The 25,008-nt window shown below is 67.4% G+C and carries 22 protein-coding genes, 4 tRNA genes and 1 riboswitch; of the genes, 15 read left to right on the forward strand and 11 right to left on the reverse strand.

From position 1 onward, the window contains the following. Positions 1–69 precede the first annotated feature (69 nt). From NVV90_RS01750 to NVV90_RS01765, 4 genes are all read right to left on the reverse strand, one after another. Positions 70–5,034, reverse strand: coding sequence for an NAD-glutamate dehydrogenase (locus NVV90_RS01750; RefSeq protein WP_258439484.1), 4,965 nt, complete (start codon positions 5,032–5,034; stop codon positions 70–72). Between the two features lie 162 nt (positions 5,035–5,196). Further along, positions 5,197–5,267 (reverse strand) — tRNA-Cys (locus NVV90_RS01755). 128 nt (positions 5,268–5,395) lie between these two features. Further along, the gene (gene hutG / locus NVV90_RS01760; protein ID WP_258439485.1) at positions 5,396–6,343 is read right to left on the reverse strand and encodes a formimidoylglutamase; all 948 of its coding nucleotides are present in this window, start codon (positions 6,341–6,343) and stop codon (positions 5,396–5,398) included. Between the two features lie 74 nt (positions 6,344–6,417). Then, positions 6,418–7,860, reverse strand: a complete 1,443-nt coding sequence (locus NVV90_RS01765; RefSeq protein WP_258439486.1) for an NCS2 family permease — start codon at positions 7,858–7,860, stop codon at positions 6,418–6,420. A gap of 115 nt (positions 7,861–7,975) precedes the next feature. Here NVV90_RS01765 and NVV90_RS01770 point away from each other — a divergent pair, with 115 nt between their 5' ends. Both NVV90_RS01770 and NVV90_RS01775 read left to right on the forward strand, forming a co-directional pair. Further along, positions 7,976–8,623 carry a copper resistance protein CopC gene (locus NVV90_RS01770; protein ID WP_258439487.1) on the forward strand — a complete coding sequence of 216 codons (648 nt, stop codon included), beginning with the start codon at positions 7,976–7,978 and terminating at the stop codon, positions 8,621–8,623. 135 nt (positions 8,624–8,758) lie between these two features. After that, a riboswitch (cyclic di-AMP (ydaO/yuaA leader) is annotated at positions 8,759–8,944 on the forward strand. A gap of 3 nt (positions 8,945–8,947) precedes the next feature. Continuing rightward, a complete protein-coding gene (locus NVV90_RS01775) occupies positions 8,948–9,709 on the forward strand; it encodes an NlpC/P60 family protein (RefSeq protein ID WP_258439488.1) in 762 nt (253 codons plus the stop codon). A 20-nt stretch (positions 9,710–9,729) separates the two neighbouring features. Here NVV90_RS01775 and NVV90_RS01780 read toward each other — a convergent pair whose 3' ends face one another. Continuing rightward, positions 9,730–10,401, reverse strand: coding sequence for an FAD-dependent monooxygenase (locus NVV90_RS01780; protein ID WP_258439489.1), 672 nt, complete (start codon positions 10,399–10,401; stop codon positions 9,730–9,732). Between the two features lie 390 nt (positions 10,402–10,791). Here NVV90_RS01780 and NVV90_RS01785 point away from each other — a divergent pair, with 390 nt between their 5' ends. Next, positions 10,792–11,826 (forward strand): universal stress protein, encoded by a 1,035-nt coding sequence (locus NVV90_RS01785; RefSeq protein ID WP_258439490.1) that lies wholly within the window; start codon positions 10,792–10,794, stop codon positions 11,824–11,826. A gap of 19 nt (positions 11,827–11,845) precedes the next feature. Next, the gene (locus NVV90_RS01790) at positions 11,846–14,578 is read left to right on the forward strand and encodes a PEP/pyruvate-binding domain-containing protein (RefSeq protein ID WP_258439491.1); all 2,733 of its coding nucleotides are present in this window, start codon (positions 11,846–11,848) and stop codon (positions 14,576–14,578) included. Positions 14,579–14,582: 4 nt separating this feature from the next. Here the strand turns inward: NVV90_RS01790 and NVV90_RS01795 are convergent, their stop codons facing one another. Continuing rightward, complete coding sequence (locus NVV90_RS01795) at positions 14,583–15,503, reverse strand: cation diffusion facilitator family transporter (protein WP_258439492.1); 921 nt, start codon at positions 15,501–15,503, stop codon at positions 14,583–14,585. Between the two features lie 10 nt (positions 15,504–15,513). Further along, positions 15,514–16,005, reverse strand: a complete 492-nt coding sequence (locus NVV90_RS01800; RefSeq protein ID WP_258439493.1) for a metallopeptidase family protein — start codon at positions 16,003–16,005, stop codon at positions 15,514–15,516. 111 nt (positions 16,006–16,116) lie between these two features. On the opposite strand from NVV90_RS01800, the gene NVV90_RS01805 reads away from it, so the two are divergent. Continuing rightward, complete coding sequence (locus NVV90_RS01805; RefSeq protein ID WP_258439494.1) at positions 16,117–16,803, forward strand: hypothetical protein; 687 nt, start codon at positions 16,117–16,119, stop codon at positions 16,801–16,803. Between the two features lie 57 nt (positions 16,804–16,860). Here NVV90_RS01805 and NVV90_RS01810 read toward each other — a convergent pair whose 3' ends face one another. The 3 genes from NVV90_RS01810 to NVV90_RS01820 form a co-directional block, all read right to left on the reverse strand. Next, on the reverse strand, positions 16,861–17,349 hold the full coding sequence (locus NVV90_RS01810; protein ID WP_258439495.1) for a MarR family winged helix-turn-helix transcriptional regulator: 489 nt from the start codon (positions 17,347–17,349) through the stop codon (positions 16,861–16,863). Next, a complete protein-coding gene (locus tag NVV90_RS01815) occupies positions 17,346–17,951 on the reverse strand; it encodes a DJ-1/PfpI family protein (protein ID WP_258439496.1) in 606 nt (201 codons plus the stop codon). The genes NVV90_RS01810 and NVV90_RS01815 overlap by 4 nt, the downstream gene beginning before the upstream one ends. 154 nt (positions 17,952–18,105) lie before the next feature. Further along, a complete protein-coding gene (locus NVV90_RS01820; protein ID WP_258439497.1) occupies positions 18,106–18,927 on the reverse strand; it encodes an MBL fold metallo-hydrolase in 822 nt (273 codons plus the stop codon). Positions 18,928–19,060: 133 nt separating this feature from the next. Between NVV90_RS01820 and NVV90_RS01825 the strand changes: the two genes are divergently transcribed. The 3 genes from NVV90_RS01825 (at position 19,061) to NVV90_RS01835 (ending at position 21,661) form a co-directional block, all read left to right on the forward strand. Further along, positions 19,061–19,519, forward strand: coding sequence for a GNAT family N-acetyltransferase (locus tag NVV90_RS01825; protein WP_258439498.1), 459 nt, complete (start codon positions 19,061–19,063; stop codon positions 19,517–19,519). Positions 19,520–19,676: 157 nt separating this feature from the next. Continuing rightward, a complete protein-coding gene (locus NVV90_RS01830) occupies positions 19,677–20,741 on the forward strand; it encodes a LacI family DNA-binding transcriptional regulator (RefSeq protein ID WP_258439499.1) in 1,065 nt (354 codons plus the stop codon). Further along, positions 20,738–21,661: a carbohydrate kinase gene (locus NVV90_RS01835; RefSeq protein WP_258439500.1), complete on the forward strand. Its 924-nt coding sequence runs from the start codon at positions 20,738–20,740 to the stop codon at positions 21,659–21,661. The genes NVV90_RS01830 and NVV90_RS01835 overlap by 4 nt, the downstream gene beginning before the upstream one ends. A 27-nt stretch (positions 21,662–21,688) precedes the next feature. Here the strand turns inward: NVV90_RS01835 and NVV90_RS01840 are convergent, their stop codons facing one another. Continuing rightward, entirely contained in the window at positions 21,689–22,630 is a 942-nt protein-coding gene (locus NVV90_RS01840) for a DMT family transporter (RefSeq protein WP_258439501.1), read from the reverse strand. Positions 22,631–22,847: 217 nt separating this feature from the next. On the opposite strand from NVV90_RS01840, the gene NVV90_RS01845 reads away from it, so the two are divergent. From NVV90_RS01845 to NVV90_RS01875, 7 genes are all read left to right on the forward strand, one after another. Next, positions 22,848–22,920, forward strand: a tRNA-Glu gene (locus tag NVV90_RS01845). 83 nt (positions 22,921–23,003) lie between these two features. Continuing rightward, a tRNA-Asp gene (locus NVV90_RS01850) sits at positions 23,004–23,077 on the forward strand. A 48-nt stretch (positions 23,078–23,125) separates the two neighbouring features. Beyond that, positions 23,126–23,201 (forward strand) — tRNA-Phe (locus NVV90_RS01855). A gap of 152 nt (positions 23,202–23,353) precedes the next feature. Beyond that, positions 23,354–23,854 carry a hypothetical protein gene (locus NVV90_RS01860; protein WP_258439502.1) on the forward strand — a complete coding sequence of 167 codons (501 nt, stop codon included), beginning with the start codon at positions 23,354–23,356 and terminating at the stop codon, positions 23,852–23,854. 118 nt (positions 23,855–23,972) lie between these two features. Further along, on the forward strand, positions 23,973–24,425 hold the full coding sequence (locus NVV90_RS01865; protein WP_258439503.1) for an Asp23/Gls24 family envelope stress response protein: 453 nt from the start codon (positions 23,973–23,975) through the stop codon (positions 24,423–24,425). Then, positions 24,422–24,613, forward strand: a complete 192-nt coding sequence (locus NVV90_RS01870) for a hypothetical protein (RefSeq protein ID WP_207616839.1) — start codon at positions 24,422–24,424, stop codon at positions 24,611–24,613. Before NVV90_RS01865 ends, NVV90_RS01870 begins: the two co-directional genes overlap by 4 nt. After that, positions 24,610–24,990: a hypothetical protein gene (locus tag NVV90_RS01875; protein ID WP_258439504.1), complete on the forward strand. Its 381-nt coding sequence runs from the start codon at positions 24,610–24,612 to the stop codon at positions 24,988–24,990. The genes NVV90_RS01870 and NVV90_RS01875 overlap by 4 nt, the downstream gene beginning before the upstream one ends. Positions 24,991–25,008 lie beyond the last annotated feature (18 nt).

Consider the following 25,008-nt stretch of genomic DNA (forward strand, 5'->3'; position numbering starts at 1 on the left):
GACCCATCAATCATAGGACCTTTGTCCGCAATATTTGTAAGATGACTGGCACGCGACGCTCAGGGGGCGTCAGCGGCGGACCGTGGCACGGAGGAGTTTCACTGCCACGGACAGGGCCGCGATATCCACTGGACCTGGCTTGATGGCCTCCTTGATGGTGTCCTGGATGCGGGCGAGTTGTTCGATGTTTCCGCGTTCCCAATCCATGATCCGCTCCACCGGATCCGCTGCTGCTTCCGAGGAACGGGGCGTGTGCCGGACCACGGCCTTGGTCATGTCGGCCAGGACCAGATACATGTCATCCCGCAGCGCGGCTCGCGCCAACGCCTCCCAATGGGTGTCACGCGGAAGCATGGTGATGTGCTCCAGCAGCGGTACGGCCGAGATGCGTTCGAAGATGGAGAAGTAGACCTCCCCCACGGTCTCGACGGGCTCCTGCAGTTCCTCGGCTATCGCGCAAATGTCCAGGAGCCCGTAGCAGACCAGGATCTCGGAGGCCCGGAGTCCCAAGTCATGGGGCAGCCCGACGGCGTCCGTGTGGGCGAGGCGCTTCAGTGAGTGGTTCAGGTTGTTGCCGTGCAGGAAGCTCGTGAGATTGGCCCGCATGAGGGACATGGGCTGCTCCAAACGGGCCAAGGCATCCGCAATGGGCTTGTCCCGGAAATCATGGGTGACGTACCAGCGGGTGGACCGGTCGAGGAGCCGTCTCATGTCCAACGCCACGGCGCATCCGTGCTCACTGGGGAGGCTGGCCGGCAGCTGGGCCAAGGCCTCAGTGATTGAGTCGAGGTCCCAAAGATGGCGCATCACCACGAATCCGCGCGCCACCGCGGCCGCGGAAACCGTGGTTTCCTCCATGGCACGGAAGGCGAAGGCGATGCCGCCGAGGTTGATCATGTCGTTGGCCACCACAGTGGCCACGATCTGGCGGCGAAGGGGATGTGTGGAGAGATCTTCGCCGAACCGCTCGGAGAGCTGGCGGGGGAAATACTCGTGCAGCGTCTGCGAGAACCAGGGCTCGTCCGCCAGCCCACCCTCGGTCAGCTCACGCGCCAGCTCGATCTTGGCATACGCCGCCAGCACAGCGAGTTCGGGCGTGGTCAGTCCCCTTCCGGTGTCGACGCGTGCCTGCAACTCCTCCGTGGTGGGCAGGCATTCGAGCTCGCGGTCCAGGTCAGTGGCAGAGTCCAGCCAGTCCATGGTCCGTTCGAAGCTCGGGCTCCATTTGAGGACCAATTGCCCGTCATTGAGCAGGAGCACATTCTGGTCGGCGTTGGTTTTCAGCACGAGCCTGCCCACTTCGTCCTGGAGCGAGTGCAGGAAGCCCGTCCTTTCGTGCGCGGACATCTTTCCCGCGGCGATCATCCGGTCGAGGAAGATCTTGATGTTCACTTCGTGGTCAGAACAGTCCACGCCGGCAGAGTTGTCGATCGCGTCGGTGTTCAGCAGGACCCCGCCCAGGGCCGCCTCGATCCTGCCTCGCTGGGTGATGCCGAGGTTGCCGCCTTCGGCGATGATGTGGGTGCGGAGCTGGGCGGCGTTGACCCGGATGGCATCGTTCGACTTATCCCCGACGTCGGCATGCGACTCAGTGGTGGCCTTGACGTAGGTGCCGATTCCGCCGTTGTAGAGCAGGTCCACCGGGGCCATGAGGACGGCCTTCAGCAGTTCAGGCGGGGACATCGCCAACTGGCCGCTCGGATCGGCGCCTTCCTCCAATCCCAAGGCGAGGCGGACGGGTTCGGTGATGCCGATCGACTTCTCCAGCCGGGAGAACACCCCTCCGCCGGGGCTGAGCTTGGCGGGGTCGTAGTCGGCCCAGGAGGAGCGGGGGAGTTTGAAGAGCCGCTCCCGTTCGGCGTAGGACACGGCCGGATCGGGCGTGGGGTCCAGGAAGATGTGCCGGTGGTCGAAGGCGGCGAGCAGCTTGATGTGCTTGGAGAGCAGCATGCCGTTGCCGAACACATCGCCGCTCATGTCGCCGATGCCCACCACCGTGAAGTCCTCGGTGCGGGAGTCGATCAGGAGTTCGCTGAAGTGGTGCCGCACGGACTCCCAGGCGCCGCGGGCGGTGATGCCCATCTGCTTGTGGTCATAGCCCACCGATCCGCCCGAGGCGAAGGCATCGCCCAGCCAGAATCCGTACTCCGCCGCCAGCGCGTTGGCGATGTCGGAGAACGTCGCCGTACCTTTGTCGGCGGCCACCACGAGGTAGTAGTCGTCGCCGTCGTGCCTCACCACCCGTGGCGGCGGAACCACGCGGCCGTTGGTGCCGCCGTCGGGATCCGCAAGCAGGTTGTCCGTGATATCCAGCAGCCCGCGGATGAAGATCCGGTAGCTTTCCTGCCCCTCGGCCAGCCAGGCGGCCCGGTCTTCGGCGGGGTCCGGGAGTTGCTTGGGGTAGAAACCGCCCTTCGCTCCGGTGGGAACAATGACGGCATTCTTGACCGTCTGGGCCTTCACCAGTCCCAGGACTTCCGTGCGGAAGTCTTCACGGCGGTCGGACCAGCGCAGGCCGCCGCGGGCGATGGCGCCGAAGCGCAGGTGGACGCCCTCAACGCGTGGTGAGTAGACCCAGATTTCGAACTGTGGCCGGGGAGCCGGGGCGGCCGGGACAGCGGACGGGTTGAGCTTGAAGCTCACATACGGTTTGTTCAGGTAGAAGTTGGTGCGCAGCGTGGCCTCCACCAGGCTCGCCAACTGCCGCAGCAGGCGGTCAGCGTCGAGGACCGGGACGGCGTCGATGGCCTCCGCCAGCTCCTTGCGGGCCGCCTCGGCGGCACGGGCCCGGTGGTTGAACCTGCTGCCCGCTTCCAGCAGGTTCGGCTGGAGAAGGTCAGGATCGAAGAGGTCCGGGTCAAAGCGGTCGGGATCGAACTTCGTCTCGAACAGGGCAAGCAGTGCGTGGGTTGCCCGGACGTTCTCGCGGAGGGTGTCCGCGATGAATCCGTACGAATTGGTGCTCCCCAACTGCCGGAGGTACTTCGCGTACGCCCGCAGGATTGTTGTCCGCCGCCAGTCGATCCCCTCCCGGATCACCAGCGCATCGAAGGCGTCCGACTCCACGTCACCGCGCATCGCGGCACAGAACGAGCCGGCCAGCAGCTCACCGGTGCCCACGGGATCCACCCCGCGCGGGTACTTGAGCCCGAGGTCGTAGAGGAAGAAGGAGCGGCCGTCGGCGCGCTGCACATCGAACGGACGCTGGTCGAGGACCTTCAGGCCCAGGTTGTGGAAGAACGGCAGGATCTGGGTGAGGCTCTGCGGCCGCGTCAAATAGAGCCGGATCCGTGCATCCTCGGCCAGGACGGCAGTCCCCGGGCGCCGGTACACGGTCAGCAGCGGGTCTGCGGTGCCGGCATCCACCCCGGGTCCGAAGCTCTCGAACCGGATGATGTCCCCAACCGCGTCTTCCACCTCGTAGTCGGCTTTGTAGCTGGCCGGGAAGGCGGTGGCCCATTCCCGGGACAGCCGCGAGGCCTCGTCCGCCGGGAACCTGGCCTGCAGTGCCTCGTCCAGGCCCTCCGCCCAGGACCTTGTGGCGGCGATGATCCGCTGCTCCAGGACCGCTGAATCGACGACGGCGGCCGCGCCCCCGCCGGCCGCGCCCCCGCCGGCCGCGCCTCCGCCGGCCGCGCCCCCGCCCGGCAACAGGATCCGGAAGAACACGCGGGCCATGGCGGACTCGCCCAGGCGGAGCTCGAACTCGATGGCGTCGGAGCCGAAGGCCTCCCGCAGTTCGCGTTCAATATTGAGGCGGACGGCCGTGCTGTAGCGGTGGCGCGGCAGGAAGACCAGGGCCGTCATGAACCGGCCGTGCGAATCCGGCCGGAGGAACAGCCGCGTGCTGTGCCGCTCCTGCAGGCGCAGGATGTCGCGCGCGTGCCCGGCCAGCTGGCCCGCATCAATGTGGAACAGCTCGTCGCGGGGATAGGCCTCCACCACGGCCAGGAGCTCCTTGCCCTGGTGCGAGGTGGGCGAGTAGCCGAAGGTCCGCAGCACTTCATCCACGGTGTCCCGGATGACGGGGATCTGGAGGGCCGAACGGGAGGCAGAGCTGGGAGCAAAGAGGCCAACGAAAGTGCGTTCGCCGCCGCGCGTGCCGTCACGGTTGACCGTGGCCAGGCTGATTTCGTCGAGGTAGGCCCGGCGCAGCACCGTCGAACGCAGACTCGACTTGGTCAAGGTCAGCGCCGGGGCTGTTCCCGTCCCCATGGAAGGTTTCGAAGCGGTGGCCGAGGCCGTGGCGGGTCCGTGGTGCGAAGCGTCCGCCGTACCCCGGAGCAGCCCTAGTCCGTGCCGGCCGCGGTATCCCAGGAACACGAAATTCCCGTCGTCCAGCCAGCGCAGCAACTCCTGGACCTCCCGCGCTGCGGGGACTGTCCGCGAGAGCTCGTCCAAGCCACGGACCTCGCCCGCCAGTTCCTCGTGAATGGCGGCGGTGTCCTCCGCCGCGGCCCGGACATCGCCCAGGACGGTCTGCAGCCGCTCAATGAGGCGCTCTGCGCTCGCCTCGTCCGGAAGCCGGGAAATCTCGACGGCGATCCAAGCCTCGGTGAGCGGTCCGCCGTCGTGCTGGTGCATGGGGGCGGAAGACACGGAAGGCGCGGCTTGCGCATGAACGTCGACGCCGGACGGCAGTCCCGTCCGCAGCGGTCCGCGGCGGACGTCCGTGAGTGCGTGGGTTATGGGGTCCCGGCTGACGCTGAACGTGGGATGGACCAGGAGGCGGATGGCGGCGTTGTCCCTGGCGATTTCCGCGGTGACGGACGGGACCAGATAGGGCATGTCGTCGGTGACGATCGCCACGAGGCTGGCATCGGCCTCGTTCAGTATGCCGATCACGGCCTGGCCGGGAGTCCGCCGTTCCGCCAACGATCGGTGGTACCGTGCCCGTTCCAGGAGCGTATCCGCCGTGTAGTTGCGGATATCGTCATCGGCCACGTGCTCGTAGTAGTCGGTCAGGAATCCTTCCGCCGTTCGGATGGATCCGCCGCCCTGGGCGTGGTCCGCGGGCTCGATCCTTGGTGACATGTCGCTGCGCCTCCGCCACGCAAGGAGCGGCCGTGCTGTTGCGGTCGGCGAATCCTTGCGCCTGCTTTCATGATGGCTGGCCCAGGGCAGGCAGTCCACTCCTTCAGTGCACCGCGTGGGCGGCGGCGTCTCCGCGTGCCCGGGAGCCATGGCTCCCTTCAGACGTGGTGGCGGGATTCGAACCCGCGTGCGCTGCTTTGCAGGCAGCTCCCTGGCCTCTCGGGTACACCACGTGCAATGAGAGTAGGCAGGCCGCCGAGCCCGCTCCAAGAATGGTTGCGCCGGGTTGCCCAAGATTGAGCAGCGTTGCGCAGGGTTGCCTGTCGTGACGCCGCGGAGGCGCGGCGTCAATCTGCGCCAGCTACGCCAGCAGCGTGTTCACAAGCCGGGCCGCCACCTTGGCCGTGCGGGCGTCGATGTCGAACTCGGGGTTCAGCTCGGCCACGTCCAGGTGCAGCAGCTTCCCGCTCGCGGCCACCTGCCGGCACACGGCGCTGATGACGGGAAGGGGCACGCCGTACGCAGCGGGTGCGCTGACGCCAGGCGCCACGGACGCCGGCAGCACGTCCAGGTCGATCGTCAGGTACAGGACGTCCACACCCGCCAGGAAATCCGCCACGAAGGCCTCAACGGATTCCGGCGAGCAATCCTCGTCCAGCAGGTATTTCACGCCGAGCCGGTCCGCGGTGTCGAAGAGCGTGCGGGTGTTGTTCGGTTCGGAGATTCCGACGACGGCGTAGTTCAGTCCGCGTCCCGCGGCGGCTTCCGCGTGGGCCATCTGGAGGAACGGGGTGCCGGAGCTGGGCACTGGCTCGTCGCGCAGGTCGAAGTGCGCGTCCAGGTTCAGCACACCCAGCCGCTTCCCCCGCACCGTCTCGGAACCGGCAACGCCAAGGTAGCTGGCAAACGCGGTCTCGTGGCCGCCGCCGAGCACCACGGTGAGGCTACCGGCGTCGAGCAGTCCCGAAATGGCGCGTCCGGCACGCTCTTGGCCAGCCTCCAGCGAGTCGTCCTCCACAACCACGTCACCGGCGTCGAACACGTCACGGTCCAGGTGGTAAGCCAGCGGTCCCAGCGCGGCACGAATAGCGGCAGGAGCCGCAGCGGCACCCACACGGCCCTGGTTGCGGAGGACGCCGGCGTCGCTGCAGAAACCCAGCACGACGGCGGGCCGCAAGGCCGCGGCGGCCACTGCGGAAGTGTGCGGCGCAATGGCCTGCCACCAGCGGCGGTGGGCGTCGCCGTCGCCGTCGAAACGGCCGGTCCACGGCGTGGGGGTGACATCTACGGTGAGCACGCTGGTTTCCATGCTTCAAGCACACCCGAACCTGGACATGAAAACTACCTGTCCAGCGCCGCGAGTGTCTGGAACTCCGGACTCACCTACTTGATGCCCAGGATTTCCTCTACGGTGCCGATGCCGAAGAACAGCAGGAACGCCGCGGCCACGGCCCACATCAGCGGGTGCACCTCGCGGGTGCGGCCCTGGAAGGAGCGGATCAGGACGTAGGAGATGAAGCCGGCGCCCAGGCCGTTCGCGATCGAGTACGTGAACGGCATGAGGGCGATGGTGAGGAACGCCGGGATGCCGACGCCCCAGTCCTGCCAGTCGATCTTGCCCACCTGGGAGACCATCATGAAGCCGACCACCACCAGGGCGGGGGCCACGGCCTCGAACGGGACCAGGTTGATGAGCGGGGTGAAGAACATGGCCACGATGAACAGCAGGCCGGTGACGATCGACGCGAGGCCGGTCCGGGCGCCTTCACCGATGCCCGCGCCGGACTCCACGAAGATCTGGTTGGAAGAGACGGAGGTGCCGCCGCCCACGATCGCGCCGAGGGCATCCACCTGGAGGACGCGGTCCACGTTGGGGATGTTGCCGTGTTCGTCCACGGTGCCGGCCTCGTTGGCCAGGCCCACCATGGTGCCCATGGCGTCGAAGAAGATGCTCAGCAGGATCACGAAGGCCAGGAGGGTCGCGGCCACGAAGCCGAGGTGCTCGAAGGCGCCGAAGGGGTTGGCCTTGCCGATCAGGGACAGGTCCGGGGCGCCCCACTCCGAGAGGGTGGGTGCCACGAGGGACCAGCCGCGCGGGTTGGCGGTGGTGCCGTCGAAGCTGGGGCCGATGTGCAGGGTGAATTCAAGGATGGCGGCCAGCGCGGTGGAGGCCACGATGCCGATCAGGATGGCGCCGCGGACCTTCCGGACCACCAGGGCGATGGTCAGGACCAGGCCCACCGCGAACACCAGGGTGGGCCAGCCAAGCAGCTTGCCGTCCACGCCCAGGCCCAGGGGCACCGTGGTGCCGGCGGCGTCCGGGATGCGGCGCACGAAGCCGGCGTTGACCAGGCCGATCAGCGCGATGAACAGGCCGATGCCCACCACGATCGCCGTCTTGAGCGCCTCCGGCACGGCCTTGAACACGGCGGTGCGGAAGCCGGTGAGCACCAGGATGAGCATGGTCAACCCGGAGAGCATCACCAGGCCCATCATGTCCGGCCAGGTCAGCCCCGGGTGCGAGGCCACCGTGACGGCCACGAAGGCGTTGACGCCCAGCCCGGTGGCAACCGCGAACGGGTGCTTGGCCCAGGCACCCATGAGGATGGTGAGGATGCCGGCCACGAAGGCCGTGGTGGCGGCAACGGCCGTGAAACCGAGCGACGCGCCGCTGGAGTCGGCCCCGGAGAGGATCAGCGGGTTCAGGACCACGATGTAGCTCATGGCAAAGAACGTGGCGAAACCGCCGCGGATTTCCCGCGAATAGGTGGAGCCGCGTTCCGAGATCTTGAAGTAGCGGTCGAGGGCGGAACCCTGCTTAAGCATGGATTGTCTCCGGGGGATTGGGGGAGTTTGCTCTCAAATCCTATGCCCGCCCGGATCGGCCGGCCGGGACATTCGCCTAGTCTGTAAGGAAGCCAACACTAGGAGTCACCACCCCATGCGTACCATCCGCCCGCTTCTGGCCGCCGTTGTCGCCGCTCTCACCTTCGCCGCGGCAGTGCTGTTTTCCGCGGCCCCGGCATCGGCCCACGACGTCGCCGAGTCCACCGCTCCGGCGAACGGTACCACCGTGGCTGCTGTCCCGGCGTCGGTCTCCATCACCTTCAGCAACAAGCCGCTGGCCATCGGCTCGGGCATCGCGGTCAACGCCGGCGGCGAAAACTGGGCGGACGGCGCCGTCGAGATCGTGGACAACGTGGTGACCCAGAAGCTGCGGCCCGGTGCCCCGGCCGGCACGTTCACCGTGGTGTGGCGTGTGGTCAGCTCCGATTCGCACCCCATCGAGGGAAGCTTCAGCTTCACCGCCTCCGCGGGGGGCACGACGCCGGGAACCGCCACTGCGGGCAGCTCGCCTTCCGCTTCGGCTCCCTCAGCCAGCGTCCCGACGGCGGGCACTGCAGCGCCGGGCTCCACCCCGGCACCGGGTACCGTCCCGGACGCCTCGCAGCCCTTCCCCTGGAGCATCGTGGGCTTCGCCGTGGTGGCCGCCGGCCTGCTGGTGTTCCTGGGTGTCACGGCGCGCCGCAAGCTGGCCCGCGGCGGCGACTCCGACGGCGAAAACGGGGGCAACGCCCCGGCCGAGTAACGGCAGAAGATGTCTCGATTCGGTCACTGCGACACGCCGAATCGACTCGCCTTGTTACTCAAATGTGACTTCCGGCCGCCTCTCGCGTACCGTTAAGGGCGTGCCTGTTGTCTTCGACAGGCGTTCCCGGCTGATTGCCTAGCTCTGCCGCAGACCGGGATCCGTTCGCAAAACACTTACCGGCAGAGACGGGGAACCCATTTTGGACCGCTTTCGAGCGGTCTTGGGGTGAAGCCGCACGCCACGCTGACAGCGGGGCTGCGGCCGGGTGACTCCCATCCGAATCCGACAGCTAACCTCGCAGGCATTGGGAGAGGCTCTTTCATGTCTTCACGCCATTTTCTTGCGCGCCGGAGCGCGTCCAATGTTCGCTCCAATCCCCTTGTTTCCATCTCCAAGGCAGTAGCCGGCAGCGCTGCAGGCGCAGGCCGCCAGGCCGCCGTGATCGTGGCCGCATCGGGCCTCGTCCTCGCAGGCAGCCTCGCCGCCCACGCAGCGGAGGCACCCGCCCAGCTTGAGTCCAGCACCCCCGTAGCTGCCCCGAAGGCAGTCGTAGAGGCCACCAAGCCGGTTGCGGCTGCCACAACGGCCACCGTTTCCTTCGAGCGTCCCGCCGTGGTTGCCCAGGCGGCGCCCGTGGTTGAGGCGCCGGCCCCCGTCGTCGAAGCCCCCGTGGCAGCAGCACCGGCACGGGCCACCGTTGCCGCTGCAGCGCCCGCCGCGGCACCGGCAGCAGCGGCCGCCCCGGTTGCGGCAGCTCCGGCCGGCAGCATCAACGCCGCCATGGTGGCCTCCGCCTACGCCCAGATCGGCATCTTCCAGGACTGCACCGCCATGGTGGAGCGGGCCCTGGGCTCGGCCGGCATCCACGTGGGCGACCTGGGCCCCATGCAGTTCCTGAACTACGGCACCGTGGTCAGCGACCCGCAGCCCGGTGACATGATCGTCCAGTCCGGCCACGTCGCCATCTACATCGGCAACGGCCAGGCCATCAGCGGCGGCATCAACGGCAACCAGACGGGCATCCACCCGATCAGCTGGCTCACCGCCACGGGTCCCATCACCTTCGTCCGCGCCGGCGCCTAACAGCCCGGGCTACGCGCCTGCTACGCCAGGGCCGGCACGGCGGCGAAGCTGCCGGTGAGGGCTGCCTGCACGCTGTCCGGGTACACCTTCGCGGAGATCGCCTGGCCCACCACCTTGGCCTGCCGCAGGACTTCCTTGGGCGTGGGGGTGATGAGCTCGCCTACGCCCACCAGGTGCATGCCGATGGCCCGCATGGCCGCAACGAAATTCTGGCCGAGGGCGATGCCCAGATCGGCGAGCATGCGGCGGAGCTGGCTCTGGCCGCACCGGGTGACAACGATGTGGTCCGCAAGCAGTACGCCCTGGACGGTGTGGACGGCCCACTGGCCCGTGGGGCAGGCGGCTGCGCTGTCCAGGCCGGCACCCAGCAGGCCGGGGACGGCGTTGATCCTGTCCAGGCGTACGGCCCGGGTGCTGTTGCGCACGTCCAGGCTGTGGCTGGCGGCGTAGTTCCGCAGGTGCCGCATGATTTCGCTGCGTTCCTGCATGGAGGCGGGGTCCGCGATGTCGCAGCGCGGCAGGAGACCGGTGGATGTTGAGACGGCTGCGGAGCCGAGGACGTCCAGGCCATCAACCACGATCGACCCCACGCCGTAGCGGCTGAGTTCGCTGGCCACGGCCAGGCCGGAAAGGCCGGCTCCGATGACTACGGTGGTGGTGTGCTCCATGCCGGAGACAGGCGTGTTTGGCACTTGCTTGGACCCTTCTTCGACTGTTGTGCTGACATCTCAACTCAATAGTGCGTCCGGGTCCCCAAACGGCCGCAACAAATGGCCGGGAGTGCTCTGCAGCACCCTTGCCGGCCATTCGGTGCATCGAACACTACAGAACTTTTCCGGCGCTGGATAGCCTCCGCGCGCAGCGGTTCCAGATGTTCATCTGGAGCGTAAACCCGTCCACGTGGCCATCCCCGAAAGGGCCTGTCCACTTACCATGCAGCCGTCTTGATTCGGCCCCGGCAACCGAGAATAGTGGGGATTGGAGGACAAACCTTCACTATTCCCCGGAGCGATCCGGTCCGCAGGCGAGGCCTCTGGCAGAATAGCCGCAACATCAGGCAGTAATGCGAGGAGGCGGGCCCCATGGACCAGCACGGCAAACATGAAGAGGAACCACAGGACGGCGATCCTGCCGTTGCGCCCGGCGGCATCGTGGTGGGCGTCGACGGTTCCGAACACGGCCAGTGCGCCTTGGTCTGGGCTGCCCGTGAGGCCGAACGCCGGCAGCTGCCCCTGCACATCGTGACTGCCTACTCGGTGCCCATCTTCGCGGCGTCAGGGCTGGACGGCGGCTATGCCACCGTGGACGATTCGGTCATCCGCGACGGCGCCGAGGCCATCGTCAAACAGGCCATGGACAAGGTCTCCGGTTACAGCGTCGACGTCGATGCTTCCGTGGAGAACGGCGACGCCGCCGGGGTGCTGCTCGAACTTTCCCGTTCCGCCGAGCTGCTGGTCTTCGGTACGCGCGGCCGGGGCGGCTTCGTGGGCCGGCTCCTGGGCTCCGTGAGCAGTGCCTTGCCCGCACACTCCAAATGCCCCACGGTCACCGTCCCGCTGTATTGCGCGGACCGGCTAGGCGAAAGCACCGATGACAGGCATATCAAGGCAGAGCACGCCAAGGACGGCCCCCGGACGGTGGAGAACGTCGTCGCCGTCGGCGTGGATGGTTCCGAGCAGGCCCGCGTGGCTGTCCTGGAGGCCGCCGCGCAGGCGGAACGCATGGGGGCCACCCTGCGGGTCATCTGCGCCGTGCCCCAGTACAGCGGATCACTCGCCTGGGTGCCCGCCCCCTTGGACCGTGAGGCACTGTTCAAGGACATCCGCGTCCAGCTGGACGCCGGCGTGGCCTGGATCCAGAGCCACTACCCCCGGCTGAACGTGGAAGCACAGCTCCTGGACGGCTCACCGGTGGACGTGCTGGTGGAGGCCAGCCGCGGAGTTGAACTGGTGGTCCTGGGGACCCGCGGGCGCGGCGGCTTTACCGGGATGCTGCTCGGCTCCACCTCGGACGGTGTGCTGCACCATGCCAAGGGCCCCGTGCTGGTGGTGCCGGACCGCGAGGATCCCCGGCTGGCGGACCGCGCCAAGTTCGGGCCGTTCCTCGGCGCAGCCTAACCGGACAAGCCCTCCCGCCATGGAGCACCCGCAGCCAGGCCGGCAGCCTGCCGGAGCCGGGCTCATCCTTGACTTCGGCAGGATCCGCGCGGACATGCTGGCGGCGGTCGGCGGAAAGGCCGCCAACCTTGGCGAACTGACGGCCGCCGGGCTGCCCGTGCCCCCGGGCTTCTGCCTCACCACCGAGGCGTACCGGCGGGCCATGGCCCCGGCCGGCCTGGAGACGGTCCTCGCCGCGCTTCAGGCCGCTGCGCCCGGCAACGTTGAGGAGCTCTCCGAGCTCGCCACACGTGCCCGCATCCTGGTGCTCGACGCCGGGATCCCGGCGGACATTGAGGAAGCCGTCCGTTCGGCCTACTTTGCGCTGGGGGAGGACCTCCCTGTGGCCGTCAGGTCCTCGGCCACGGCAGAAGACCTCCCGTTCGCGAGCTTCGCCGGCCAACAGGACAGCTATCTGAACGTGGTGGGAATCGACCCCGTGCTGGCCGCCGTGCGCCAGTGCTGGGCCTCGCTGTGGACGGACCGGGCCGTCAGCTACCGTGCCGCCAACGGGATCGAGCACGGCGCGGTGGCGCTCGCCGTCGTCGTGCAGCGCATGGTGGACGCCGAAACGGCGGGGGTGCTGTTCACCGCCAACCCCGTGACGGGCAGGAGGCGGGAAGCCGTGATCGATGCCAGCCCGGGCTTGGGCGAGGCCGTGGTCTCGGGGGCCGTGAATCCGGACCATTTCGTGGTGGACACCATGACGGGGGTCATCCTGGAGCGCCGGATCGGGGACCGGACCGTGGAAATCCGCCCGGTTCCCGGCGGCGGCACCGAACGGATCGAGCATGCAGGCACTGCTGCGGAAACGGTCGCCTGCCTCGACGACTCACGCATCCGTGCCTTGGCCGCCCTCGGCGAGCGGGTGGAGAAGCACTACGGCGCGCCGCAGGACACTGAATGGGCCATCGATGCCCGGGGCACGCTGTGGCTCACCCAGGCCCGGCCCATCACCACCCTGTACCCCCAGCCCACGCGGAAACCCGTCACGCCTGGAACCCATGCGTTCCTGAACTTCAGCCTGGCCCAAGGGCTCACCCGTCCGCTCACGCCCATGGGCCTTGCCGGGATCCGGCTGATCGGCTCCTCCGTGGCACGCGCCGCGCGGTTCACCGTGCCGGACCCCCGCAAGGGACCTCCGCCCTACTACGAGGCCGGCCAGCGGATCTTCATCGACCTCACGGCCGTGGCCCGCAGCGCCGCGGGCCGCGCCATCATGCCCCGGGTGTTCGACGTCATGGAGGCGCGCTCCGCCATGCTGCTGCGCGGTTTGTTCGATGATCCCCGCTTCCCGGTCACCAGCAGGACCCCGCTTCGGCTGATCCGGCACGTGGCCCCGGTTGCGGCCCGCTTCCGCGTCCCGGAAACACTGCTGCGCGGCCTGTTCCGCCCGGACGCGGCCCAACGCCAGGTGGAGCGCCTCGGCAGGGATCTTCGCGAGATCCTGACCGTGCCCCGCGAGGCCTCCGCCAGGGAACGCCTGGAGCACGTCCAGCGCATCCTCGGCCAGGAGCTGTTCGCCACCGTGCCCCGGATCCTGCCCCTGCCCGCCCTGGGCTTCGCCATGCTGGCCCTGGTCCGCAGGATCCTGGGCGAGCAGGCCCCGGTGGATGAGCTGCAGACGGTCCTGCGCGGGCTGCCGAACAACGTCACCACGGAAATGGATCTTGAGCTGTGGCAGCTTGCCGTCCGGATCCGCGAAGACCCCGACGCCGCCGCCCCCTTCGCTGCCGAAGCGGCGGCGGAACTGGCCCAGCAGTACCGCGACGGCGCGCTGCCCGGCGTCGCGCAATTGGGCCTTGAAGATTTCCTGGCCGCGTACGGGCACCGCGCTGTGGCCGAGATCGACGTCGGCATGCCACGCTGGTCCGGCGACCCCACCCACATCATCGGCGTGCTGGCCAACTACCTGCGCCTGGACGATCCCGCGCTGGCGCCGGACAAGCAGTTTGAGAAGGCGGCCCGGGAAGCGGACGAACAGGTGGCGCGATTCATCGCCCGTGCCCGGAGCAGGAGCCCCCTGCACGCCATAGTGGTCCGGCTCGCCCTGGACCGCATGCGCCGCTTCGCCGGGATGCGCGAGCTCCCCAAATTCAACCTCGTGGTGGGCCTGGCTGCGGTAGCGGAGCAGCTGGCGATCGTGGGGGAGGAGCTGGCGGCCGCCGGCAGGATCGCGGAGGCGGATGACATCTTCTTCCTGGACCTGGACGACGCCCATGCAGCGCTCGACGGCGCGGAGCAGCACGGGCGGGTGGCGGAGCGCAGGGATGCCTACGCGCTCGAGCTGCGCCGCCGGCACATCCCCCGTGTTCTGCTGTCCGACGGCACCGAGCCGGAAGCGGTGGGGCAGCCCGGCGGGCCGGTGGGCGAGGGGGCCCTCCGCGGCAGTCCGGCGTCGGCGGGGCTCGTCACGGCCCCGGCGCGGGTCATCCTGGACCCGGTGGGAGCGCGGCTGGAACCCGGCGAAATCCTGGTGGCGCCGTCCACGGACCCCGGTTGGACGCCGCTGTTCCTGACGGCTGGCGGGCTGGTGATGGAGATGGGCGGGCCGAATTCGCACGGCGCCGTGGTGGCACGCGAGTATGGCATCCCGGCCGTGGTGGGTGTCCCGGACGCCACGTCACGGATCACCACAGGCCAGCGGATCACGGTGGACGGCGCCGCCGGGACGGTGAGCGTGGCGGCGCCGCGCGTGGAAGGGCTGGAGTAGCCGGCTACGCGTGCTGGTGCGACTCGTGCTCCGAGTGGCTGACCGGTTCCAGCTGGAAGGTGCAGTGCTCGGTGTCGAAGTGGCTGCCCAGGCAGGAGCCCAGCTGGTCCAGGATCATGTCCGCGCCGCTGGCGTTCAGGACCGCGTCCTCCACCACCACATGGGCCGAAAAGACCGGAACGCCGGAGGTGATGGTCCAGATGTGGATGTCGTGGGCGCCCACCACGCCGTCCACGGACTCGATGTGCTCACGGATCATGTTCACGTCCACGCCCTTGGGGGTGGCCTCGAGGAGCACGTCCACCACGTCGCGGAGCAGGTGCCAGGCGCGCGGCAGGATCATGAGGGAGATCAGCACGGAGGCGATGGGGTCGGCGGCCTGGAATCCCGTGGTCATGATGATGACGGCGGCCGCGATGACGGCGAACGAGCCCAGCAGGTCGCCCATCACCTCAAGGTAGGCCCCGCGGATGTTCAGGCTTTCCTTCTGGGCGCCGCGCAGGATCAGCAGCGAGACCAAGTTGGCCACGGCGCCAAGGATCGCGGCGTAAAGCATCACGTCCGTGTGGATCTCGGGGGATTCGCCGAAGCGCCGGACCGCCTCGATCATGATCACCACGGCGATCACGATCAGGATCAGGGCGTTGGCCAGGGCCGCGAGGACCTCCGCCCGCTGGTAGCCGTAGGTGCGCTGGTCGCTGGCCGGGCGCGTGGCGATCCAGGCCGCCAGCAGGGCGATGAAGACGCCTGCGGCGTCCGAAAGCATGTGGCCGGCGTCGGCGAGCAGCGCCAGCGATCCGGACACGACGGCGCCCACCACCTGGATGCCCACCACCCCGAGCGTGATGGCCAAGACGGCGATGAGCCGCTTCCGGTGCCTGCCGGTGGCGGTGAGTCCGTGCGAGTGGTCGTGATCGTGCCCCATGGCTACAAGGCTAGCCCCAGCCGAGCTCGTGCAGGCGGTTGTCGCCGATGCCGAAGTGGTGTGCGATCTCGTGGACCACGGTGATGACCACCTCGTCAATGACTTCCTGGCGGCTGGTGCAGATGTCCAGGATGGGCTGCCGGAAGATGGTGATCCGGTCCGGAAGGGACCCGGCGTCCCACCACGAATCCCGTTCCGTGAGGGGCACGCCCTCGTACAGGCCCAGCAGCACCGTGTCCGGATCCTCGTCGGGGTGCGGCACGTAGTCGTCCTCGATGAAGATGGCCACGTTGTCCATGGCCCGGGCCACCTTCCGCGGGATCAGCAGCAGGGCGTCGCTCACAGCCGCCTCGAAGTCATCCGGCGACATCTCGAACGGCGCCTGCGGCTCCCATTCGGGCGCTGCATCTCCGGCAGCAGCCTCCGCGGCGGCCGGCAGCGGCGAGGAAGCGCGCTCGCCGTCGGGAACGATCGGGAGGCCGGGAGGCAGGTTCGCGGGCATGATCCGACTCTAGTCTGCGTGCGGGCGCCGCGCACTGCCCCGGAAAATGGGCGTTCGGCGCGCTCCTCGGCGACTCTGGGCCGCGAACAGGTGTTGGTTCATAATCGAGCCATGAGAATGGCCGGAATTCTCCCCGAAGACGCGCCGGACCCTCGTGTCGAGCTGGCTGGGCGCCTCAAGCTCCTGCCCATCCCGGTGATGGGACTTGTGCCCCAGCCCTCGCTGGAGGACACGGATACGGTCGGTCTGGCATACGGCCACGACGATCGTGGCTACAGCGAAATGACAGCGAGCGTCACCTATACGGTCTGGCGAAACCCGAACGACCGCTCCGACCCAATAAACCTCGCGGACCTCGACGAGCAGACGCGCAGGGCGATCGAGGACGTTCCGCCCTGGCCGCGACCCGCGTGGCTGGTGGAGCAAGTGGCGCGAATGCGCTATCCGCAGCTATGGGAGGCCGTGCGAACTACCTGGCACCGCGACCCATCCGGGCGTTCATCGGTCCGCAGCGTGCTGCTCGACCACGTCAACTACATCCTCATGAATCAGTACCGGCACGAGCCCGGACTGGGCGGCAACCCTTGGGACATGCCCGGACCGGTAGTGACCGAGCGAATGATCAACGATCAGGTCGGTGTCCTCGTCAACGGCGTTGAAGTATCCGCCGCGGAAATCGACACCGACCCGTTCGTCTACGGCATCGGCGCTGAACTGGCAGGCGGTGGCGTGGTGACAGCAGTGCTTCCACGCGCCGAGCTCGAGCGCATCCAGATCCAGTTCGCGAGGCGCAGATAGCCACCGCAGCCGGGGAATCCCAACCGGTACCGGGAACGCAGATCCGCGCTCGTTGCCTCATCTTGGATCGGCATCTGGACTCGCGGGCGGATCTCCTCGGTATGCCCGGGATGCTGCGATGATGCGCTGAACGGTTGCCATTGTGGCCACCAATTCGTTTTCGCCCAAGGCTTTCCCGACCGTGTCGGCCCACTGGTGTTGTGCTTGTTGTAACTGGGTAATTGTTTCTCGCCCCGCCGGGGTTGGCCGGAGGAGTTGTGCTCGTTGGTGACGTGGATTCTCCAGGTACTCGGCCCATTTCTTTTCGACGAGGATGTCGGCGCTTCGTTGCACGCTCTGGCGTGCCAGTCCCAGTCCGACGCGGCGCGCGATCTCGGAAACCGTCAGGGGCTCATCCAGCGTTGCTCCGAGGACTTGCCACCAGGCAGGGGTGAGTCCGGCTGGTTCTGCTATGTCGCGGGCAGCTGCAAGGAACTCGCCGTTGAGCTCAAAGATCGGGAGAACCAGATTCGTCAGGGCCTCACCGTCAGCAGATCGCTCGCTCATTTGGACGTGCCGATGAGCTGGTCGAAGTACTTCTTCTCTCCGGTTGTGTGCAGCCCGTACCATGCGTCAGTGATCGGCTGGGGGAAGAGCTCGAGTCGTTCAAATATGGCTTTGGCGAAATCGATGGGAGCTGTCGCGGGTGCTGTGATCAGAGTGCCGTCCGACACGGTCTTCTCTGACCGATAGTGGTCCCCTTCGTTGTACCCGGGAGTGCCGAGCAGGAATTCGGGGGCATTACTTGTGTGGGCCCTGTCGTTCAGAAGCCCAGAACGAGCCAGCCCAAGCGTGGCTCCGCAGATCGCCGCTACGGGTGTACCTTCGGCCAGCAGGTCTTCGGCGAAGCTGAGGATGGCATCGTGATCACTGCTCCAGGTATCAGCCCCTGGGAGGATCAGCATGCCAACATCATCAGGGTTGAGTTCACTGACATGCGTATCAGGGAGAACTTGCAGGCCACCCATGGTCCTGACGGGCTTTCCTTGACTGTCTGATGCGACGACAAGTCTGAATCTACCGGGCATGGTTTGCTCGGCCATCGTGATGCCAGCGATGACGTAGCCATACTCCCAATCGGCCATGGTGTCAGTTGCGTAAAGAACCACATTCTTCATTGTTGCCCTACCCCTAAATTTGACAGCGTCCTGTCATTATCACCTGATTGACAGCATGCTGTCAAAAGGCGTGTCCAGGCGGCTCGAGCATGAACGGGAATTGGTGGCGTTGAGGGCATACAGGCTGGTGCCCGGTATGCGATCGCTAGCCGGGCGTTCCGTCGCGCTCCTTCTGAGCGAGCTGCTGTAGTTGCCATTCATGCACGTCGGCCAGCCAATCCAATGTGGCCGATGGGCCGACCCGCGGGTCGTTGGTAACACCGCCGTCTCGCAGGTTCTGCACGTACGCGCGATCTTGTGTGATTCGTGCTCGTAGCTGCTCAGCTCCGCCTACTGAGCCGTGGCCGGGGATGACCACATCAACGTCGCCGGCCACGCTCTCGAGCAGCCGCAGCGCGGCGAGGTAGTCCTCGAGCGGGTCCGTGGCCTCCAGGTCGAGGAACGGCATCAGGATGTCAGAAAGCATGTCGCCGGCAACCAGGACGCCGCGCTCCTCGATCAACAGCGCCGCATGGCCCGGGGCGTGGGCCTGATGCTCGATGATCCGGACTTTGGGGCCCTCCCAAGGAATCTGCGCAGTACCGGCGGGCAGGCCGGTGATGAGACCGAGCAGATCCATCGGGATATCCTCGGCGTACTCCGGCGGTAGTACCTCGGCAACGCGGGCCTTCCAGTCCACATTCGACAGCAGGTCTTGGATAGAGGCCGCGCAGCGGGCTGTACCGTAACGGGGCGCGTCGCCGAAGTTCGCGTGCCAGAGAACGTGGTCCCAATCGGGATGCGTCGAGAAGCCTGCGACGACGGGCTGGCCCAACTCGCGAAGCTCGCTCGCGAGGGCCGCCATTTCGTCGCCCGTTATGCCGGGGTCGATGAGCAACACACCGTCCCGGCCCTGGACCACAATGGAATTGCTCTGGATGAACTCGCTCTCGTGAACTAGAACGCCCTCAGCGACTTGCTTCAGCATGAAGCCCCTCGGATTGTGGTTTGCAACCGCTTGTCGAGACGGTAATACCTGGCGGCAGAAGATTGCAAGCACTATCCCCCGACGGCACCACATGGTATTTGCCGAGTGGTCGCAGGCAGACAAAAATGAGGTCATGACAATCTTCCGGGCCGGACCCGAGCACGCCGAGATTGCAGGCCGGCTACTCTATGATTTCAACTCTGAATTCGAAACTCCGACTCCGGAAGCTGCCGAGTTCACGCGCCGCTTCACGCAACTGCTGGAACGCGACGACGTCATGGTGCTTCTGTCCGGCAATGTGCTGGATCCCACGGGGTTCGCCTTCCTGACGCTACGTCCGACCCCGTATTCCGACGGTCCACTCGCGCAACTCGAGGAACTCTATGTCAGACCTGAGCTGCGCGGCTCAGGCATCGGAACCGCCCTGCTGCAGGAGATTGACGCAAGGGTGCGCGAGGTCGGCTGCGAGGAGATCCACATCAACGTCGACGAGATCGACCATGACACGCGTCGCTTCTACGAGCGTCACGGCTTCGTCAACATCCAGCCGGGCGAAGACTATCGAATGCTCTGCTACCTCCGCGAGCTCTGAGCGGAGATCCTCCCGGTTCACCGGAGTGGTGAGATACACGGCCCTCGGCCAACCATTGACGCCGCCTGCCCCGGAAGATACAGTTTCCCGGGGCTCAGTTATACGCATAACCTACGCACTGGCCCACCTCCCGACGCTCCAAATGACAGGCTCCGCGATGACCCGCCCAGGCTTCAGGTCCGGCCCCACGATGCACGACGTCGCGGCCGCTGCCGGGGTTTCGCAGGCCACGGTCTCGCTGGTCCTCAACGACGCCGGCGGGGCCCGGTTCTCGGAGGAAACCCGCCAACGCGTGCACCAGGCCGCGGTCCAACTGGGCTACCGGACCAACGCCCACGCCAAGGTCCTGCGCGACGGCGTGGCCGGGATGATCGGCTTCGTGGGCGACTCCGTGGCAACCACGCCCTTCGCCGGCAAGATCATCGAGGGCGCCCAGGCCCGGGCCTGGGAAGCCGGCCTGCTGCTGCTCACGGTGAACACGGCGGGCGACCGGGACCTCGAAGCCGCGTCGCTGGAGGCCATGCTCTCCTACAAGGTGGCCGGGGTGGTCTACGCGTCCATGTTCCACCGCATCGTGGACGTGCCGCCCGTCCTGGGTGAGGTCCCCGCCGTCGTGCTCAACTCGCAGGACCGCGCCGGACGCTTCCCCAGCATCGCCCCTTCGGAGGAGCTGGGCGGTTACACCGCCACCCGGACGCTCATCGACGCCGGCCACCGCCGGATTGCCTTCATCAACATCGGGCGCGTCGAGGATGGGCTGCCGGCCGTCGTCGGGCGCCTTGCAGGGTACCGCCGCGCGCTCGAGGAGGCCGGGCTGCCCGCCCTGCCCGCGCTGTACAAGACCGGCGACGGGCACGAGGACGGCGGCTACCGCAACACCCTGGAACTCATGGCCGGGCCCACCCCGCCCACGGCCATTTTCTGCGGCAACGACCGCACGGCCTGGGGAGCCTACCAGGCGCTCGCCACGCTGGGCCTGGGCATCCCCGGCGACGTCTCCGTGGTGGGTTTCGACAACCAGGAATCCCTGGCACCGCACCTGCGGCCGGGCCTGACCACCCTGGAACTGCCCCTCCTGGAGATGGGGCGCCGGGCCGTTGAGCTGATCCTCGACGGCGCAGAGGCCACCGGCCGCACCGAACTTCTGGAATGCCCGCTGATCGAACGCGATTCCGTGGGCCCGCCAGCGCACCTCCCCAACCAACGAACAGGAACCGCATGACCGCCACCCCAACTTCCGCGCCCGAGCCCCTCGACGTCGTCGTGGTGGGCGAGGCACTGATCGACATCGTGCACAGCCCCGAAGGCCAGCGGGAGTACCCCGGTGGCTCCCCGGCCAACGTGGCCTACGGACTCGGCCGCCTGGACGTCAAGGCCGGGCTGCTCACCGCCGTTGGGCGCGACGCCCGCGGCCAGGCGATCGCCGCCCACCTGGAAAGCGCCGGCGTGGTGCTGCTTCCCGGCTCGCAGTCGCTGGCCCGGACGGCGACGGCGACGGCGGACATCGCCGCGGACGGTTCGGCCGAGTACACCTTCGAGATCGAATGGGACCTGGCCCCCATCGCCCTGCCATACGCCCCCAAGGTGCTCCACACGGGCTCGATCGCCACATTCCTGGCCCCCGGCGCCAGCGTGGTCAAGAGCCTCCTGGAGCAGGCGCAGGGCGGCTGCATGGTCACCTACGACCCCAACATCCGCACGGACCTGCTCGGCAGCCACCACGAGGCGCTGGGGATCTTCGAGGAGCTCGTGCCGCTCACCGACGTCGTGAAAATGAGCGACGACGACGCCCGCTGGCTGTACCCGGGCAAGGACCTTGAGGACACGGCCAGGCACATCCTCGGCCTCGGTGCGGACCTGTGCGTGGTGACCCGCGGCTCGGAAGGCTCGCTCATGGCCACGCCGGGCATGCAGCTTAACGTCCCGGCCATCCCGTCCGTGGTGGCAGACACCATCGGCGCCGGCGACTCCTACATGTCCGCGCTGATCCTCGGCCTGCTGCTGCGCGGCAGCGACGGCCTCGCCCCCACGGTCCTGGAACGGATCGGCACCACTGCCTCCATGGCCGCATCCATCACCGTGGGCCGGCCCGGGGCGAACCCGCCCACGCACCGGGAACTGCTCGCAGGGATGGCCAGGTAGGCTCGCGCCGAGCCGCGGCGCAGCCTCCTAGAGGGACCTGCGCCGCGTCAGCCCCACGCCGATCAGGCACACCACGCCGCCAATGAGCCCCCAGATCGACGGCACCTCGTTGAGCACGGCCCAGGAGATCAGGATGGTGGTGCCCGGCACCAGGTAGGTTGTGGCGGCAAGGCGGCCCGCCGAAATGAGCGACAGTGCGTACGCCCACGTGGTGAACGCGATCGCCGTGGGGAAGATGCCGAGATAGACCAGCCCCAGGGTTGCCGGCAGCGGCGCGGACTGGACCTCCATGACGAGCTGCCCGGTCCACGGCAGGCAGCACACCGCGCCCACCAGGATCCCGAACCAGGTGGCCTGCGCCGCCGTGAACTTGCGCAGCACCGGCTTCTGGATGATCACGCTGACTGCGGCGAGCACGGCGGCGAGGAGGCAGAGCAGCACGCCGGCCACGTCCGCCGTCGAGCGCTGGCCCGAACCGAGCGCAATCATCGCCACTCCGCCGAACGCCACCACACTGCCGATGATCAGCCAGCGCGGAAAGCCCTCCTTGAGCACCACACCGGCCATGACGGCGATCAGGATCGGCGAGACGTTGATCAGCATGGCGCTGGTGCCGGCGTCGAGCATGTGCTCGGCGGCGTTCAGCGCCACGTTGTAGCCGCCGAACCACATCACGCCATAGGCCAGGATGGGCCCCCACTCGCGCTTGCTGGGCCAGTGCTCGAGCGTCGGCAGGACCACCAAACCGAGGACGACGGCGGCGACCGCCAGCCGCCCGAGCGTCAGGGAGCCGGGGGAGAAGCTGGGGCCCACCGCTCGGATGCCCACGAAGGCGGAGGCCCACAGAACCACGGTCACGACGACGGCGGCGATGCCCAGTTTGCTGATGGGTGCGGCGGGCGCGGGGATGGTGCGCTCCTCCAGGCCCTTGGAAGGCTGGCCGGGTTCGGCCGGAATGGTGGTTTTCATACAGCCAACTTAGTCCCGCGGGCGCACGCAGGGCTGGCGGAATCCGGACATCTCAGGGCAAGATCCCGCCAACTTTTCCGGGGCGTTCCAATGGCTCCGGACGCTCGATTTGGGAATATCGATAACTATGCTCTAAAGTTTTAGAGTCCAGTTCGGACGAGCGAGAAGCGGAAAAGCGCCCAGCGTTTTGGCCCTCGTAATATCGAACTGAGTTCAGGCCCCCATCGTCTAGCGGCCTAGGACACCGCCCTTTCACGGCGGCGGCACGGGTTCGAATCCCGTTGGGGGTACGCAAGGAAGTGGTAAAGCCAGTCGAAAAAGTCTGGTAAGCTAGAAGCCTTGAAAAAAACGCGGTAGCGATACCGCAACGCAAGGCCCTGTAGCGCAGTTGGTTAGCGCGCCGCCCTGTCACGGCGGAGGTCGCGGGTTCAAGTCCCGTCAGGGTCGCTCTGATGATCGGAAGAGATTCCAGTCATCATGGTGACATGTCACCTAGGCTCTGTAGCTCAGTTGGTAGAGCGTTCGACTGAAAATCGAAAGGTCACCGGATCGACGCCGGTCGGAGCCACCACTGGGAAGCATCAGTTCTTCGGAACTGGTGCTTTTCTTCATTTAACCGTCTGTCCGGAGCACCTGTTCCCAACCCCTGTTCAGTGAAGTCCGGCCGGGAGTATTCTGGCCTCGCCGGGCTGGTCATCGCATCGCATTCATACGGGGGACACCATGACACTGATCACACGCCACAGCCGCGTCGGCGGCCGTTTGCTCCTTGGCGCCATTCTGGCAGCCAGCCTGGCCCTGAGCGCCTGTTCCTTCCCGCAGCCTACAGTCCAGTCCACCCAGACGTCCCCGCCCTCCTCGGCGGCACCCAGCAGTGCGGCACCGAGCAATGCGGCCACCGACCAGGCGAGCGGCGGTGCCGGCGGCGTCTTCGGCGCTTTCGGCTCGATGAGCGAGGCCTGCATCGCGGTCAGCGCCACCATGCTCAGCGTCACCATCCTGCCGCTGGCCGGCCTCATGGGCGGAAAGTCCGAGGACGTGGAAAAGGCGCAGGCCGAGCTGGCCAAGATGCAGGGCCAAGTGCCGGACGAGCTGAAGCCCCACTTCGAGAAACTGAAGGCCTTCACCGAATCGGCAGGCTCCGACTTCAGCAAATACGGCAGCGGCGAGTTCGAAGAGGCCATGAAACCGATCGAGGACTGGCTGGACAAGAACTGCAAGTAGGCGGGCACAGACCGGTCCACGCCGGGTCCAAACGCCGGGTGAAGGGGTACGGCCCCGGCACCCGGCGTTTTGTCTGCCTCAGACGTTAGGGTGGTACTCAAGAGAAGGGGAGTGCTCGATGGAAGACCAGAACACGCGCCAAGCAGATGCGCCCGGCAACAACGGGGCAGAGCAAGGCCCGGGACGCACCGTCATTTCGGACTCGGCCGTGGCCAAGGTTGCCGGGATCGCGGCACGCTCCGTTCCAGGCGTGTACTCGTTGGGTTCAGCCCCGTCCCGTGCGCTTGGCGCGATCCGCGACGCCGTCGGGAGCTCGGACCATGCGGCCGGTGTCCGGGCCGAGGTCGGCGAGACCCAGGTGGCCGTGGATATCAACCTCGTGGCCCACTACGGCTATCCCCTGCACGACGTCGCCAACATGGTCCGTGCGGCCGTCTACCGGGCCGTCGAAGAACTCGTGGGCCTCGAGGTCATCGAGGTCAACATCGAAATCAATGACGTTTACGTGGCCCCGCCGGCCAAACCGGCAGGAGCCAAAGCCGCGCTATCGGAAAGGGAGCCACTCCAGTGAGCATGACCGTTGTGGGAATCGGGATCGGCGCCTTCCTGGCGTTCATGGCGTTCCAGTTCGGACTGTGGGGCTTCCTGATAGCGCTCCTGTTCATGGGCATCGGCGCCCTCCTGGGCCGTGCCGCCGAGGGCAAGCTTGACCTCCGCAGTGTCCTGGACGCCATCACGGGCCGGCGCTCCTCGTCATGACCTCGGCCGAGGCTGTTGACACCGCCACCAGCCTGGCCGGCCACAACCGGATCAGCACCCAGGCCCTGACCACCCTTGCGCAGGCCGCCGCTGCCGAGGCCCTGGGCGTGGCAGCGAGCGACATCCGGGCCGACTGGTCCGACGACGACGGCCTGCTGGCGCTGTCCATCGTGGGACCCATCAGCGTCCCGTCGCTCAGCGAGGTCCTCCGCGATCCGCGCCGCGTTGCGGGCTTCGGCGGCAGCATCTGGGACCGCGCCGTAGCGGCCAAGAGCGTTGTCTTGGAACGCGTCACCCGCCTCAGCGGCTCGCAGTTGAGCCGCGTGGACATCAGGATCAGCGGGGCACACATCACGGAGGGGGGCCGCGTCCAGTGAGCCACATCGAGCAGGCCG

The sequence above is a fragment of the Arthrobacter sp. CJ23 genome (assembly GCF_024741795.1).
GTDB lineage: Bacteria > Actinomycetota > Actinomycetes > Actinomycetales > Micrococcaceae > Arthrobacter.

What these genes read in the sequence shown, in the direction of transcription:
- NVV90_RS01840 (WP_258439501.1), bottom strand. Translation starts at nt 22,630, where the DNA reads ATGAAAACCACCATTCCGGCCGAACCCGGCCAGCCTTCCAAGGGCCTG.
- NVV90_RS01865 (WP_258439503.1), top strand. Translation starts at nt 23,973, where the DNA reads ATGGAAGACCAGAACACGCGCCAAGCAGATGCGCCCGGCAACAACGGG.
- NVV90_RS01795 (WP_258439492.1), bottom strand. Translation starts at nt 15,503, where the DNA reads ATGGGGCACGATCACGACCACTCGCACGGACTCACCGCCACCGGCAGG.
- NVV90_RS01765 (WP_258439486.1), bottom strand. Translation starts at nt 7,860, where the DNA reads ATGCTTAAGCAGGGTTCCGCCCTCGACCGCTACTTCAAGATCTCGGAA.
- NVV90_RS01770 (WP_258439487.1), top strand. Translation starts at nt 7,976, where the DNA reads ATGCGTACCATCCGCCCGCTTCTGGCCGCCGTTGTCGCCGCTCTCACC.
- NVV90_RS01825 (WP_258439498.1), top strand. Translation starts at nt 19,061, where the DNA reads ATGACAATCTTCCGGGCCGGACCCGAGCACGCCGAGATTGCAGGCCGG.
- NVV90_RS01790 (WP_258439491.1), top strand. Translation starts at nt 11,846, where the DNA reads ATGGAGCACCCGCAGCCAGGCCGGCAGCCTGCCGGAGCCGGGCTCATC.
- NVV90_RS01835 (WP_258439500.1), top strand. Translation starts at nt 20,738, where the DNA reads ATGACCGCCACCCCAACTTCCGCGCCCGAGCCCCTCGACGTCGTCGTG.
- NVV90_RS01860 (WP_258439502.1), top strand. Translation starts at nt 23,354, where the DNA reads ATGACACTGATCACACGCCACAGCCGCGTCGGCGGCCGTTTGCTCCTT.
- NVV90_RS01810 (WP_258439495.1), bottom strand. Translation starts at nt 17,349, where the DNA reads ATGAGCGAGCGATCTGCTGACGGTGAGGCCCTGACGAATCTGGTTCTC.
- NVV90_RS01785 (WP_258439490.1), top strand. Translation starts at nt 10,792, where the DNA reads ATGGACCAGCACGGCAAACATGAAGAGGAACCACAGGACGGCGATCCT.
- NVV90_RS01775 (WP_258439488.1), top strand. Translation starts at nt 8,948, where the DNA reads ATGTCTTCACGCCATTTTCTTGCGCGCCGGAGCGCGTCCAATGTTCGC.
- NVV90_RS01800 (WP_258439493.1), bottom strand. Translation starts at nt 16,005, where the DNA reads ATGCCCGCGAACCTGCCTCCCGGCCTCCCGATCGTTCCCGACGGCGAG.
- NVV90_RS01805 (WP_258439494.1), top strand. Translation starts at nt 16,117, where the DNA reads ATGAGAATGGCCGGAATTCTCCCCGAAGACGCGCCGGACCCTCGTGTC.
- NVV90_RS01830 (WP_258439499.1), top strand. Translation starts at nt 19,677, where the DNA reads ATGACCCGCCCAGGCTTCAGGTCCGGCCCCACGATGCACGACGTCGCG.
- hutG (WP_258439485.1), bottom strand. Translation starts at nt 6,343, where the DNA reads ATGGAAACCAGCGTGCTCACCGTAGATGTCACCCCCACGCCGTGGACC.
- NVV90_RS01820 (WP_258439497.1), bottom strand. Translation starts at nt 18,927, where the DNA reads ATGCTGAAGCAAGTCGCTGAGGGCGTTCTAGTTCACGAGAGCGAGTTC.
- NVV90_RS01750 (WP_258439484.1), bottom strand. Translation starts at nt 5,034, where the DNA reads ATGTCACCAAGGATCGAGCCCGCGGACCACGCCCAGGGCGGCGGATCC.
- NVV90_RS01875 (WP_258439504.1), top strand. Translation starts at nt 24,610, where the DNA reads ATGACCTCGGCCGAGGCTGTTGACACCGCCACCAGCCTGGCCGGCCAC.